This is a genomic window from Pseudomonas sp. B21-023 (genome assembly GCF_024749165.1).
Classification (GTDB): Bacteria; Pseudomonadota; Gammaproteobacteria; order Pseudomonadales; family Pseudomonadaceae; genus Aquipseudomonas.
On the sequence record NZ_CP087190.1, the window covers coordinates 2620166 to 2635284 of the forward strand.

Below are 15119 nucleotides of genomic sequence, written 5' to 3' on the forward strand. Positions count from 1 at the left end.
CTGCAGTTCCACCACGTGGCCATGGACCACAGCGCCCTGGAAGTGGTGCGCCACGAAATGCTCGCCTTCCTGCTCGGCGAGAGTGCCCATCTGGGCCGGCCGGTGCCGTTTCGCAACCACGTGGCCCAGGCCCTGCTGGGCGTGAGCGAGGCCGAGCACGAGGCGTTTTTCCGCGACATGCTCGGGGGCGTCGACGGGCCGACCCTGGCCTATGGCCTGGGCGATGTGCAGGGCGACGGCGCGGCGCTGAACGAGCACGCCCTGGATCTCGACCTGGCGTTGTGCCGCGACCTGCGCAGCCAGGCGCGCAGCCAGGGGGTGAGTGTCGCCAGCCTGTTCCACCTGGCCTGGGCACGGGTACTGGGTGGCCTGACCGGGCGCGAGCAGGTGGTATTCGGCACCGTGCTGATGGGGCGCCTGCAAGGTGCCGAAGCCACCGACCGGGCGCTGGGCATTTTCATCAATACCTTGCCGCTGCGGGTCGACCTGGATGCCGTCGACCTGCCCACGGCGATCAAGGCTACCCACCAGCGCCTGAGCACGCTGATGCGCCACGAGCATGCGCCTCTGGCCCTGGCCCAGCGCTGCAGCGGCGTGGCGGCACCGACGCCATTGTTCAACGCCTTGCTCAACTACCGCCACAGCGCGCCCTCGGGTTCCGAGGCGGTGCGCCGGGCAGGCTGGGCAGGTATCGAGATCGTGCATGCCGCCGAGGCCACCAACTACCCGTTGACCTTGAGCGTCGACGACTTCGGCGAAGCCTTCCGCCTGACCTTGCTGGCCAGCCCCGAAGTGCCGGCGCAACGCGTCTGCGCCTATCTGGAGCAGACCCTGCGCAGCCTGCTCGCGGCCTTGGTGCAAGCACCCGCTGTTGCCGTCCGCGCGTTGCCGATGCTGCCGGACGAAGAGCGCGAGCACATACTGGCAGCCTTCAACCAGACCCCCGGCGCCACAGACACTCATGGGCCGTTGCACCGGCGCATCGAGGCCGTGGCCCAGGCCCATCCGCAGGCCCAGGCCGCCACCTGTGACGACCAGTCGCTGAGTTACCAGCAGTTGAATCAGCTCGCCAACGCCCTGGCCCATCAGCTGATCGGCCTGGGCGTGCGCCCCGACGACCGGGTGGCGGTGTTCGCCCGGCGCGGCCTGGACACCCTGGTCGGCCTGCTCGCGGTGCTCAAGGCCGGCGCCGCCTACGTGCCGGTGGACCCGGCACACCCCGACGAGCGCGTGCGTTACCTGCTGGATGACAGCGCGCCAATGGCCGTACTGACCCAGCAGGCGCTGCGCGGCCGCCTGGGCACAGGCGCGGTGCCGGTGCTGGCACTCGACCAGCCGGACTGGCCGGCGCGCTGTGACGATCCCCAGGTGAGCGGCCTGAGCCCGGCGCACCTGGCCTATGTGATCTATACCTCAGGCTCCACCGGCCAGCCCAAGGGGGTGATGGTCGAACACCGCAACCTGAACAACCTGGTGGACTGGCACTGCCGCGCGTTCGACCTGTGCCAGGGGCGTCACACCTCGAGCCTGGCCGGTTTCGGCTTCGACGCCATGGCCTGGGAAGTCTGGCCGGCGCTGTGCGCGGGGGCGACGCTGCACCTGGCCCCGTCCAGCGAAGGCCACGAAGACCTTGACGCGCTGCTGGCCTGGTGGCGCGCCCAGCCGCTGGATGTCAGTTTCCTGCCCACGCCGGTGGCCGAGTATGCCTTCAGCCACCAGCTCGAACACCCGACCCTGCGCACCTTGCTGATCGGCGGCGACCGCCTGCGCCAGTTCAACCGCACCCAGACCTTCGCCGTGGTCAACAACTACGGCCCCACCGAGACCACCGTGGTGGCCAGCTCCGGCGTGGTGGAGGCGGGCGGCGCCCTGCACATCGGCGGCGCCGTGGACAACGCCCGCCTGTACGTGCTCGATGCGCACCTGCAGCCTGTGCCCCTGGGTGTGCCCGGCGAGCTCTACATCGGCGGCGCCGGGGTCGCCCGCGGCTACCTGGACCGTGCGCAACTGACCCGCGAACGCTTCCTCGACGACCCGTTCAGCACGACACCCGGTGCACGTATGTACCGCACTGGCGACCTGGTGCGGTGGCTGGCCGACGGCACCCTCGATTACCTGGGCCGCAACGATGACCAGGTAAAGATCCGCGGCGTGCGCATCGAACTGGGTGAGATCGAAAGCCGCCTGAACAGCTTGCCGGGCATCGGCGAGGCGGTGGTGGTGGCCCGTGAGGACCAGCCCGGCCAACCGCGGCTGGTGGCCTACTTCACCGCCCAGGCGGGCCTGGAGCCGGCCCAGCCTGAGCAGCTGCGCGGGCAGTTGCTGGCCCATCTGCCGGAGTACATGGTACCGGTGGCGTATGTGTCGCTGGACGCATTGCCCCTGACTGCCAATGGCAAGCTCGACCGCCGTGCGCTGCCGGCGCCAGAGCGTTCGGCCTTGTTCGAGCGCACTTACGTGGCCCCCGAGGGTGAGCTGGAAGAGGCCCTGGCCCAGGTGTGGGGCGAGCTGCTGCACGTGGAGCGGGTTGGCCGGCATGACCACTTCTTCGCGCTGGGCGGGCATTCGCTGCTGGCCATGCGCATGGTTTCCCAGGTGCGGCTGCGCCTTGGCGTGGAACTGGCCCTGGCCGATCTGTTCGCCAATCCCGAGCTGGCGGCGGTGGCCCAGGTGCTGGCCGGCGCCGGGCGCAGCGAGCTGCCAGCGCTGGTCGCGGTGCCTCGGGAGCAACCCTTGCCGCTGTCGTTTGCCCAGCAGCGCCTGTGGTTCCTCGCTCAACTGGAAGGCGGCAGCCAGGCCTACAACGTGCCGCTGGCGTTGGGCCTGCGCGGAACACTGGATGCCGACGCGCTGGAGGCCGCCTTGCTGCGCATCGTCGCGCGCCACGAGAGCCTGCGCAGTCGCTTCGTGCCCTGTGGCGACAGTGCCGAGGTGATCATCGCCGCGACCCCGCAACCCGGCTGGTTGCAGCGCCGGACGCTGGCACCGCAGGCACTGGCCGGGCACCTGCGCGACGAGGCCTCCGCCCCCTTCGACCTGACGACGGGGCCGTTGCTGCGGGCCAGCCTGCTGCGCCTGGGTGAGGCGCACCATGTGCTGCTCCTCACCGTGCACCATATCGTCGCCGATGGCTGGTCCCTCGGCGTGCTGACCCGCGAATTGAACGCGCTGTACCCGTCGCTGCGTGAGGGCAAGGACGACCCGCTGCCGGCGCTGGCCATCCAATATGGCGACTACGCCGTGTGGCAGCGGCGCTGGCTGGCCGGTGAGCAACTGCAACGTCAGGCCGACTATTGGCGCCAGGCCCTGGACGGCGCGCCGACGCTGCTGAGCCTGCCCAGCGACCGGCCACGACCGGCGCGCCAGGATTTCAGCGGCGCCAGCCTGGCGCTGCAGCTGGATGCGCGCCTGGGGGCCGGCCTGCGGGCCTTGGCCCAGCGACACCAGGTGACGCTGTACATGGTTATGCTCAGCGCCTGGGCCGCCACCCTGGCCCGGCTTTGCGGGCAGGCCGAGGTGGTGGTGGGCTGCCCGGTGGCCGGGCGCGGCCGCGCCGAACTGGAGCCGTTGGTAGGTCTGTTCGTCAATACCCTGGCCCTGCGTATCGATACCGCGGGCGCGCCGAGCACCGAGCGCCTGCTGGCGCAGGTCAAGGCCCGCCTGCTCGACGCCCAGGCGCACCAGGACCTGCCCTTCGAGCAGGTGGTGGAGATCGTCCGGCCGGCGCGCAGCCTCGGCCATACCCCGTTGTTCCAGACCACCCTCAACTGGCTGGCCACCGAGGGCGCCGCGCCGACCCTGGCGGGGCTGCAGCTGGAAGGCGTGGAACAGGTCGGCCAGGTAGCCAAGTTCGACCTGTCGCTGAGCATGGGCGAGCAGGGCGAGGCACTGGTCGGCAGCCTCGAGTACGCCACAGCACTGTTCGATGAGGGCACCGTGCGCCGCTTCGCCGGGTATCTGGACAGCATGCTGCGCGCCATGGTGACCAATGACCAGGCGCCGCTGGCCGAGGTCGAACTGGTGGGCGAGGCCGAGCGCAAGCGCCTGCTGGACACCTTCAATCGCAGTGCCCTGGCGTTCCCGAACGGGCAGACGGTGCATGGCCTGGTCGAGGCCCAGGCGGCCCGCGCACCGCAGGCACTGGCCGCCAGCCAAGGCGACATGCCCCTCTCCTATGGCGAGCTGAACCTGCGCGCCAACGCCCTGGCCCATTACCTGATCGGGCAAGGTGTCGGCCCCGACGAGCGGGTGGCCGTGGTGGCCCGCCGAGGGTTCGACACCCTGGTGGCGTTGCTGGCGGTGCTCAAGGCCGGTGGCGCATACGTGCCGGTGGACCCGGCGCACCCGGACGAGCGGCTGCGCTATCTGCTCGAGGACAGCGCTCCGGTGGTGGTGCTGGCGCAGCAGGCGTTGCTGGTGCGTCTTGAAGGACTGGGCGTGGCGGCGCAGGCACTGGACAGGCCGCACTGGCCGGAGCGTGCGGACAACCCCGAGATCCCCCGCCTGCAGGCCAGCCACCTGGCCTACGTGATCTACACCTCCGGCTCCACCGGCCAGCCCAAGGGCGTGATGGTCGAGCACCGCACCCTGGCCAACCTGGTGCACTGGCACTGCAAGGCCTTCGAGCTGGGCGCGGGGGATCACACCGCCAGCGTCGCCGGCTTCGGTTTCGACGCCATGGCCTGGGAAGTATGGCCGGCGCTGTGCGCCGGGGCGGTGCTGCACTTGCCACCAGCGCAGTTGGGCAACGAGCAGCTCGACGCTCTGCTGGCCTGGTGGCTGGAGCAACCCCTGAAGGTGGCGTTCCTGCCAACCCCGGTGGCCGAGTACGCCTTCGCCCAGGGGCTGCGTCATCCGACCCTGCGCACCTTGCTGATCGGCGGCGACCGCCTGCGCCAGTTCACTAGCGACCCCGGCTTTGTCGTGGTCAACAACTACGGCCCCACTGAGGCGACCGTGGTCGCGACCTCTGGCCTGGTGCTGCCGGGCGGCGTGCTGGACATCGGCCGGCCGATCGCCAATGCCCGCGTGTACCTGCTGGATGATGCGCGGCAGTTGGTGCCGTGCGGTGTGGCCGGCGAACTCTACGTGGGCGGGGCCGGTGTGGCGCGCGGCTACCTGAACCGCGCAGACCTGAGCGCCGAGCGTTTCCTCGAAGATCCGTTCAGCGAGGTGCCCGGCGCACGCATGTACCGCACCGGCGACCTGGCGCGCTGGAATGCCGACGGCACCCTGGACTACCTGGGCCGTAACGACGATCAGGTGAAGGTGCGCGGCCTGCGCATCGAACTGGGGGAAATCGAGGCGCAGCTGCTCGCTCTGGAGGGGGTCGCCGAAGCGCTGGTGGTGGCCCGCGAGGACCAGCCCGGGCAGCCGCGGCTGGTGGCCTACTACATTGCCGGCGCCGAGGCGCAGCCGGTCGGTACCCTGCGTGCCGCGCTGCAACAACGCCTGCCGGCCTACATGGTGCCGGCGGCGTGGGTACAACTGGATGCCTGGCCACTGACCGCCAACGGCAAGGTCGACCGCCGGGCCCTGCCGTTGCCCGAGCGCGAAGCGGACAGCCAGGCCTACGAGGCCCCGGCAGGGGTCTTGGAGGTTGCCCTGGCCGAGCTGTGGTGCGAGCTGTTGCAGCTCAAGCGGGTGGGGCGTCAGGACCGCTTCTTCGAGTTGGGCGGTCATTCGCTGCTGGCCATGCGCATGGTGGGCCAGGTGCGCACGCGGCTGGGCCTGGAGCTGTCGCTGGGCGAGCTGTTCGCCGACGACCGCCTGCTGACGGTGGCGGCGACCCTGGCCGAGGATCGCCACGACGTGCTGCCGGCCATCGAGCCGGCGCCGCGCGGGCAGTCCCTGCCGCTGTCGTTCGCCCAGCAACGGCTGTGGTTCCTGGCGCAGATGGACGATGCCAGCGCCGCCTACCATATTCCCCTGGGCTTGGCCTTGCGCGGCCCGCTGGACCGCGAGGCCCTGGAGCGGGCGCTGGAGCGCATCGTCGAGCGCCACGAGAGCCTGCGCAGCCACTTCACCCAGACAGGCGCCGAGGCGCGGGTACGGGTGGCGCCCGGACGGGGCGGCTTCGCCCTGGCCTGGCATGACCTGCGCGGCGCGGCGCAGCAGTTGCCCGAGCTGATGCAGGCCGAGGCGATGCTGCCATTCGACCTGGCGCACCAGCTGCCGGTGCGCGGCCGCCTGCTGTGCCTGGCGGCGGACCACCATGTGCTGTTGCTGACCTTGCACCATATCGTTGCCGACGGCTGGTCGATGGGGGTGTTCACCCAGGAGCTGGCGACGTTGTACCAGGCCTTCAGCGAAGGCCGCGACGACCCGATGCCGGCGCTGGCAATCCAGTACGGCGACTACGCCCTGTGGCAGCGTCGCTGGCTGAGCGGTGAGGCCTTGCAGCGCCAGGGCGACTACTGGAGCCAGGCCCTGGCCGGTGCGCCGGTGCTGCTGACCCTGCCCACCGACCGGCCACGACCGGCCCGTCAGGACTACCTTGGCGACCGCGTAGAAGTGCGCCTGGATCGGCGTTTGAGCGATGACCTGCGGGCGCTGTGCCTGCGTCATGGGGTCACCCCGTTCATGCTCTTCGCCGGCGCCTGGGCGGTGTTGCTGGCGCGCCTGTCCGGCCAGGCCGAGGTAGTGATCGGCACCCCGGTGGCCAACCGCCGCCAGGCTGAGGTCGAGGGGCTGATCGGTTTGTTCGTCAACTCCCTGGCGCTGCGCATCGATACCGCCGGCAGCCCCGATGTCGGCGCGCTGCTGGCCCGGGTCAAGGCCTGTGTGAGCCAGGCCCAGGATCATCAGGACCTGCCGTTCGAACAGGTGGTGGAACGCTTGCACCCGCCGCGCAGCCTGGCCCACACACCGCTGTACCAGGTATCGCTGGCGTGGAACGGTGTGCCGGGCGAGGCCCTGCGCCTGGGTGGGCTGCAGCTGGAGGCGCTGGGTGGCACGCAGACCTTCGCCAAGTTCGACCTGACCCTGAGCCTGGGCGAGACTGCCGACGGCTACGGCGGCGCCCTGGAGTTCGCCACCGCGCTGTTCGACCGGGCGACCATCGAGCGGCACTTGGGTTACCTGGAGCAACTGCTCTGGGCGATGGCGGGCAGCGACCAGGCCGTGCCGGCGAAGGTCGAGCTGCTCGGCGCCGCCGAACGTCGCCAGGAACTGGTGGCCTGCAACGCCAGCGAGCGGATCGGCGGCCTGCAGCAACCGCTGCACGCGCTGTTCGAGGCGCAGGTGGCGCGTACGCCGCAGGCCATCGCGGTGCAGGCCGAGGACGGGCAACTGACCTACGCCGAATTGAATGCGGCGGCCAACCGCTTGGCCCACCGCCTGATTGAACAGGGCGTGGTCGCCGACAGCCGGGTCGCCGTGTGCCTGGCGCGGGGGCCACGGTTGCTGGTCGGGCTGCTGGCGGTGCTCAAGGCCGGTGGCGCCTACGTGCCGCTGGATCCGGGCTACCCGGATGAGCGCCTGGCGTACATGCTCGAAGACAGCGCGCCGCTGGCGTTGCTGGTGGATGCCGCCAGCAACCGGCGCTTCAGCGACAGCCCGGTGGCGCGGCTGGACCTCGACCAGCCGGACTGGACCGAGCAGTCGCCGGACAATCCACAGGTGCCGGGCCTTGGCGCCCGCCACCTGGCCTACGTGATCTACACCTCCGGCTCCACCGGCACGCCGAAAGGGGTGATGGTCGAGCACCGCAGCCTGTGCAACCTGGTGCACTGGAGTTCGCGGCTGATCGCCCCGAGCGCATCAGGTGCGCTGCTGCACAAGACCCCGGTGAGCTTCGATGCGTCGGTATGGGAGCTGTTCTGGCCGCTGTGTGCCGGCCTGCGCCTGGTGCTGGCGCGCCCGGATGGCCAGCGCGACCCGGACTACCTGGCGGCGCTGATCCAGCGCCAGCGGGTCAGCGTGGTGCAGTTCGTGCCCGCACTGCTGCAGCAGTTCCTCGCCCTGGAGGCCAGCGCGGCCTGCGACAGCCTCACCGATGTGGTTTGTGGCGGTGGCGAGCTGACTTCGGCGTTGCTGCGCCAGTTGCGCGAGCGCCTGCCGCAGGTGCGGCTGCACAACGTCTACGGCCCCACCGAGGCCACCGTCGACTGCTGCGTCTGGACCCTCGAGCCCCGGCAGCCTGTGCCCGAAGAGGCGCCACCGATCGGTCGGCCGATCGCCAACACCCGCCTGTATGTGCTCGACAGCAACGGCCTGCCGGTACCGCGGGGCGTGGTGGGCGAGTTGTACATCGGTGGTGTCGGCGTGGCGCGTGGCTATCTGGGCCTGCCGGCGCTGGAGGCCGAACGTTTCGGCGCCAGCCCGTTCGTGGTCGATGAGCGCCTGTACCGCAGCGGCGACCTGGTGCGCCGCCGCGCCGATGGCGAGCTGGAATTCCTTGGTCGCAACGATTTCCAGGTGAAACTGCACGGTCTGCGCATAGAGTTGGGCGAGATCGAGGCCTGCCTGGCCAGCCATCCGGGTGTGCGCGAAGTGGCGGTGCTGCTGCGCGGCGAGCGCCTGGTCGCCTGGTTCACGGCCGACGATGCGGTGCCGGGCGTGGCGGCATTGCGCAAGCATGCCCAGGCGCGCTTGCCGGACTACATGGTGCCGTCGGCCTATGTGGCATTGCCGGCCATGCCATTGACGGCCAATGGCAAGCTCGACCGCCAGCGTCTGCCCGACCCTGGTGCCGACGCGGTGCTCAGCCGTGCCTACGAGGCGCCGCAAGGCGAGGCCGAGCGCCATCTGGCGGCGCTATGGGCCGAGTTGCTCAATGTGTCGAGGGTAGGGCGCCAGGACCATTTCTTCGAGCTCGGTGGCCACTCGCTGCTGGCCGTGACCCTGATCGCCCGCTTGCGTGCCGAGGGCCTGGACGCGGACATCCGCGTGCTGTTCGCCGAACCGACCCTGGCCGCCGTGGCCGCGACCCTGAGCCAGCATGGCGGAAGCCGGGTGCCGGCCAACCGCATCGGCAGTGATTGCCGGCGCATCACGCCGGACTTGCTGCCGTTGGTGGCGCTGGAGCAGTCGCACATCGAGCGGATCGTCGATCAGGTGCCTGGCGGTGCCGCCAATGTACAGGACATCTATCCGCTGGGGCCGTTGCAGGCGGGGATCCTCTATCACCACCTGGCCAGCGAGGGTGACGATCCCTACCTGCTGCAGGCGCGTTTCGCGGTGGCCGACCAGGCTCGGTTGGAGGCGTTGCGCCAGGCGCTGGACCAGGTGATCGCCCGGCACGACATCCTGCGTTCTTCGTTGTACTGGGAAGGTCTGGCGCAGCCGGTGCAGGTGGTATGGCGCCAGGCGGCGTTGCCCGTGCAGGAACTGGCCGCGGATGAGCCGATCAGCCTGCGCCTGGACCTGACCCGCGCGCCGCTCCTGCGCCTGGTGCACCGCCAGGACCCGAGCAGCGGGCGGATCACCGCCACCTTGCTGTTCCACCACCTGGTCATGGATCACGTGGCCCAGGACGTGTTGCGCGCCGAACTGGAGGCCTGCCTGCTCGGTGAGCAGCTGCGCTTGCCGCCGCCGGTGCCGTACCGCAACTACATCGCCCAGGTGCTGCAGGGTGCCGGCGAGGCCGAGCATGAGGCGTACTTCCGCGAGCAGTTGGGTGATATCGACGAGCCGACCCTGGCCTACGGTCCGCATCCGCTGGCCCACGCCGACGCCGTGGCCGAAGCCCAGCACTGGCTGGACGACGAGCTGGCGCGGCGGGCCCGCGAACAGGCGCGGCTGCTGGGTGTCGGCGCGGCCAGCCTGATGCACCTGGCCTGGGGCCTGGTGCTGGGGCAATTGTCGGGGCGCGACAGCGTGGTGTTCGGCACCGTGCTGCTTGGTCGCCTGCAGGGCGGTGAAGGCATGGAGCGGGCCTTGGGCGTGTTCATCAACACCTTGCCGCTGCGCCTGGACGTGGGCCGCCTGCCGGTACGTGAGGCGCTGCTCGACACCCACCGCCGGCTGACCGGGCTGTTGGTGCACGAGCATGCGCAACTGGCCCTGGCGCAGCGCTGCAGTGCCTTGCCGCCCGGTGCGCCGCTGTTCAGCGCCTTGCTCAACTACCGTCACAGTGCCGCCGCGCTGGCCCATGACACTGCCAATGGGCGTGCCTGGCAGGGCATCGAGCTGCTGCATGCGCAGGAACGCAGCAACTACCCGCTGGCCCTGAGCATCGACGACCTCGGGGAGCGCTTCAGCCTGACCGCGCAGTGCGCGGCGGGCCTGGACGCCCGGCGGCTGTGCGGTTACCTCGAGCAGGCTCTCGCACACCTGGTCGAGGCCCTGGCACATGATCCCGAGCAAGGCCTGGAGCGGCTGGACATCGTGCCGGCCGAGGAGCGTCGTCGATTACTGGATTACAACGCCACGCAACGCGCCTACCCCAGGTCGGTGCCCGTGCACCGCCTGTTCGAGCAGCAGGTGGCGCGCCATCCGTTGGCGCTGGCGGCGCTGCATGACGAGCGCCAGCTCACCTACGCCGAGCTCAATGAGCAGGCCAACCGCCTGGCGCACTGGTTGATTGGCGAGGGGGTGGCGGCCGGCGATCATGTGGCGATCCTGCTGCCTCGCTCGCTGCCGTTGCTGGTCGCGCAGTTGGCCGTGCTCAAGTGTTCGGCGATCTACGTGCCGCTGGATATCAACGCCCCGGCCGAGCGCCAGGCGTTCATGGTCCAGGACTGCCAGGCCGCGGTGTTACTGACCCTTGGCAGCCTGGCCGCGGATTGCGAGGCGCGGCGCATCGACCTGGACTGCCTGGCGCTGGACGAGCAGCCCACGCACAACCCGGGCCTGGCCCAGGAGGCCGATGCGGTGGCGTACGTGATGTACACCTCCGGCTCCACCGGCACGCCGAAAGGGGTGCGGGTGACCCATCGCGGCATCGCCCGGCTGGTGCTGAACAACGGCTATGCCGACTTCAACGCCACGGACCGTTTCGCCTTCGTCGCCAACCCGGCGTTCGACGCCGCGACCATGGATGTCTGGGGCGGCCTGCTCAACGGAGGCCAGGTGCTGGTGATCGATCACCAGACCCTGGTCGAGCCGACGCAGTTCGCCGCCGCCCTGCGCCAGGGCGGCGCCAGCGTGATGTTCGTCACCACGGCGCTGTTCAACCAGTATGTGCAACTGATCCCCGAGGCGTTGGCCGGGCTGCGCATCCTGTTGTGCGGCGGCGAGCGCGGCGAGCCCGCCAGCTTCCGCGCCTTGTTGGCCCAGGCGCCGCAGTTGCGCCTGGTGCACTGCTATGGGCCCACCGAGACCACCACCTTCGCCACCGCCAGTGCGGTGCGGGCGGTGGTCGACGGCGCCGAGCATGTGCCGATCGGCGGCCCGATCGGCAACACCACGGCCTATGTCCTCGATTGCCACGGGCGCTTGCTGCCCGAGGGCGTCACCGGCGAACTGTACATCGGCGGCGACGGCGTCGCCCTCGGCTACCTGAATCGTCCGCAGCTGACCGCCGAACGCTTCCTCGACGATCCATTCGCCGCAGGTGCCGGGGCGAGGTTGTACCGCACCGGTGACCTGGCCCGCTGGCGCGAGGATGGCCAGTTGGAATGCCTGGGCCGCACCGACGACCAGGTGAAGATCCGCGGCTTTCGCATCGAGCTGGGCGAGGTCGAGCAACACCTCACCCAGTGCCCGGGCCTGGAAGAGGCCGTGGTCATGGCCCTGCGCCTGGAGCAGGGGCCGTTGCGCCTGGTGGCGTGGTACACCCGTACCGACATGGCCCTGGACGGTGCGGCGTTGCGTGCTTTCCTGCGCGATCGGTTGCCGGAGTACATGCTGCCGGCAGCGTTCGTCGCACTTGAGGCGCTGCCGCTGACCAACAATGGCAAGGTCGATCGTCGGGCCCTGCCACTGCCGGGCGCGCAGGACCTGGCCGTGGCGGTGTTCGAGGCGGCGGTGACGCCGGTGGAGCAGGCCTTGGCGGCGCTGTGGGCGCAGGTGCTCGAGGTCGAGCGAGTCGGGCGGCATGACAGCTTCTTCGAGCTGGGCGGGCATTCGCTGTCGGCGATCCGCCTGGTGGGCGAGATGCGCCAGGCTGGCCTGCAGACGACCCTGGCCCAGTTGTTCCAGCACCCGACCATTGCCGCCCTGGCGCCGCTGCTCGACGAGGTGGCGGCCGAGGACGAGGCGCAAGGCCTGGTCACGGTGCGTGCCGCAGGCAGCCAGCCTGCGCTGTTCCTGATCCATGAGTTCAGTGGCCTGGACCTGTATTTCCCGGTCCTGGGGCGGCATATCGAAGGTGATTTCCCGGTCTATGGGCTGGCCGGCGTCGCCGTCGGGCAGGCGCAACTGAACACCATGGAGTGCCTGGCGGCGCGCCTGGTGCGGCAGATTCGTGCCGTGCAGCCACACGGGCCGTACCGCCTGGCTGGCTGGTCGTTCGGCGGTGTACTGGCCTACGAGGTAGCGGCGCAATTGCTGGGCGCGGACGAGCCGGTGGCCTTCGTCGGCCTGATCGACACCTACGCGCCGCGCCTGAGCGACCAGGGCAAGGCGCGCTGGCAAGGGCCGCATCTGGTGCAAGCGCAGTTGCTGCTGCATTGCCGCGTGCACTGGCAGGCGCAGGGCGAGGCGGGGGCTATGCAACTGGCCGAGATCGAGGCGTTGCAGCCGGGCGCATTGCCCTTCGAGGCACTGCTTGCCCACTGCCGTGAGCGGCAGTTGCTGGTGCCCGGCCTGGCCCAGGCCAGCGATGGACAGTTGCGCCACTTCTTCGAGCGTCACCTGGCCCATGGCCATGCCCTGGCTCACTATCGCCTGGCGCCGTTGCCGGTGCCGCTGCACTTGTTCATCGCCGAACAGCGCAGCGCCGGTATCGTCACCGACAGCCCGAGCCTGGGCTGGGCCGAGGCCTTGCCTGGGCAGGAGCTGAAGTGCCTGAGCGTGCCGGGCGATCACCAGAGCATGGTCCAGGACCCGCAAGCCGCCGTGCTCGGCCAGGCCATCGCCCAGGCGATGCAGGCCGCGTCGGCGCTCGCGCCGGCGGCGCACCAGCCGCTACTGGCAATCCAGAGTGGCGTGCCGGGCCATGTGCCGGTGTTCTGCGTGCCGGGCGCCGGCGACAGCGTGACCAGCTTCATCGGCCTGGCCGAGGCGCTGGGGCCGGACTGGCCGGTGCATGGCCTGCAGGCGCGTGGCCTGGCTGCGGGTGAAGTGCCCCATTGCTCGGTCGAGGTGGCTGCGGCGTGCCATGCCCAGGCCATCGAGGCGCTGTACCCCGAAGGACCGTTGAACCTGGTCGGGCATTCGTTCGGTGGCTGGGTGGCCCATGCCATGGCGATACGCCTGCAGGCCAAGGGGCGCGAGGTGCGCTCCCTGACCCTGATCGACAGCGAGGCGCCGGGCGCGGGGGGCAGTTGCGGCAAGCCGTACACCTTTACCCAGGCCCTGCAGCGGCTTGTCGAGTCGTTGCAACTGTCCACCGGCAAGACGTTGGGCATCGAACCTGTAGCCTTCGCTGAAATCGACGATCAGGAACAGCTGCGTCAGTTGCACGCGGCGATGGTACGGGTCGGCCTGATGCCGTCGCGCTCTTCGCCGCAGGCGCTTGAGGGCGTGGTGCGAACCTTCGCCACGGCGCTGCGCACGGTGTATCGCCCCGAGGGTGGATTCGATGGCCTGGCGCGGCTGGTGCTGGTGGCCGATCCGAGCCTGGACGCGGCCGGCAACCAGGGCGAGCAACAGGTGATGGAAGACGGCTGGCGTGAATGGCTACCGCAGTTGGAGGTGTGGCAGGGGCCAGGCAACCATTTCAGCATCCTCAAGGTGCCGGATGTGTTCAGCCTGGCCGCCTGGTGGCATGACGGGCAGGCCCTGTATCACAGCAGGGTGAAGCAGTAACACCGTCGTGAGAGCGGGCTTGCAAAGTGATGGCGCCACCTTGGAGTGGCGTTATCGCGGGGCAAGCCCGCTCCCACGGGACCTCATCAGCTTCAGGAAGAACGGTTTTATGGAAAAGACGAAGTTTCGCAAGATCACCCTCGGTGTCGCCGTGGCCCTGGTCGCCGGCATCGTGCTGTACGCGGTGCAGGCCCCGGCCAAGCCGCCGCAGTACATCACCGCCACGGTCGAGCGTGGCGATATCGAAAACGCGGTGCTGGCCACCGGCACCCTGGAAGGTATCCGCCAGGTGGACGTCGGCGCCCAGGTCTCAGGGCAACTCAAGTCGCTCAAGGTGAAGCTTGGCGACAAGGTCGCCGAAGGCCAGTGGCTGGCCGAAATCGACCCGCTGGTGCCGCGCAACTCGCTGCGGCAGGCCGAGGTCGACGCCGAGAAGCTGCAGGCCGAGCGGCGCTCGGTGCAGGCCAAGCTCAAGCAGGCCAAGCGGGTCTACGAACGCTACGACGTGCTCCAGGCCGACGAGTCGATCTCGCGCCAGGACTTCGAGAACGCCGAGTCCGAGTTCGAGGTGCAACAAGCCAACCTGCGCTCGCTGGACGCGCAGATCAAGAGCGCCCAGGTGCAGATCGACACGGCCCGGGTCAACCTCGGCTACACCCGTATCGTCGCGCCGATCGATGGCCATGTGGTGGGTATCGTCACCCAGGAAGGGCAGACGGTGATCTCCAACCAGCTGGCGCCGGTAATCCTCAAGCTCGCCGACCTCGACACCATGACCATCAAGGCCCAGGTGTCCGAAGCCGATGTGATTCATATCAGCCCCGGCCAGCAGGTGTACTTCACCATCCTCGGTGACGACAAACGTTACTACGCCAAGCTGCGCGGCACCGAGCCCGCGCCGCAGAACTACCTGGAAAGCAGCGACAAGAGCGGCGGCGCTGCCAAGCAGGCCAGCGCGGTGTTCTACAACGCGTTGTTCGAGGTGCCCAACCCCGAGCACCGGCTGCGCATCTCGATGACCGCCCAGGTGCGTATCGTCCTCGACACCGCCCTGGGCGTGCTCACCGTACCGGTGGCGGCGCTGGGGCCGCGTGACGCCGACGGCAGCTTCCCGGTGCGGGTGCTCGATGGCAAGGGCTTCGCCCAGGTGCGCAAGGTCCAGGCGGGTATCAACAACAACGTCAAGGTGCAGGTCAAGGACGGCCTGGCCGAAGGCGACCGCGTGGTGATCGGCGAGCCGGTGTCGGGCGAGGCGGGGGCGTGAG

2 protein-coding genes (1 of these 2 cut by a window edge) are annotated in these 15119 nt (G+C 69.7%); both read left to right on the top strand.

All coding sequences use genetic code 11. The features are described from left to right. Positions 1-13854, top strand: partial view of a non-ribosomal peptide synthetase gene (locus tag LOY42_RS11775; protein WP_258600745.1) — the 3' portion only. 681 nt of this gene lie to the left of the window's left edge; 13854 of the gene's 14535 nt are visible here — the last part of the coding sequence; its start codon lies beyond the left edge, outside the window; it ends in the stop codon at positions 13852-13854. A 109-nt stretch (positions 13855-13963) separates the two neighbouring features. Continuing rightward, on the top strand, positions 13964-15118 hold the full coding sequence (macA, locus tag LOY42_RS11780; RefSeq protein ID WP_046855421.1) for a macrolide transporter subunit MacA: 1155 nt from the start codon (positions 13964-13966) through the stop codon (positions 15116-15118). The last annotated feature ends 1 nt before the right edge of the window (position 15119 follow it).

Excerpts from the sequence above, each read along its gene's own strand:
- macA (WP_046855421.1), top strand. The coding sequence starts at position 13,964 with ATGGAAAAGACGAAGTTTCGCAAGATCACCCTCGGTGTCGCCGTGGCC.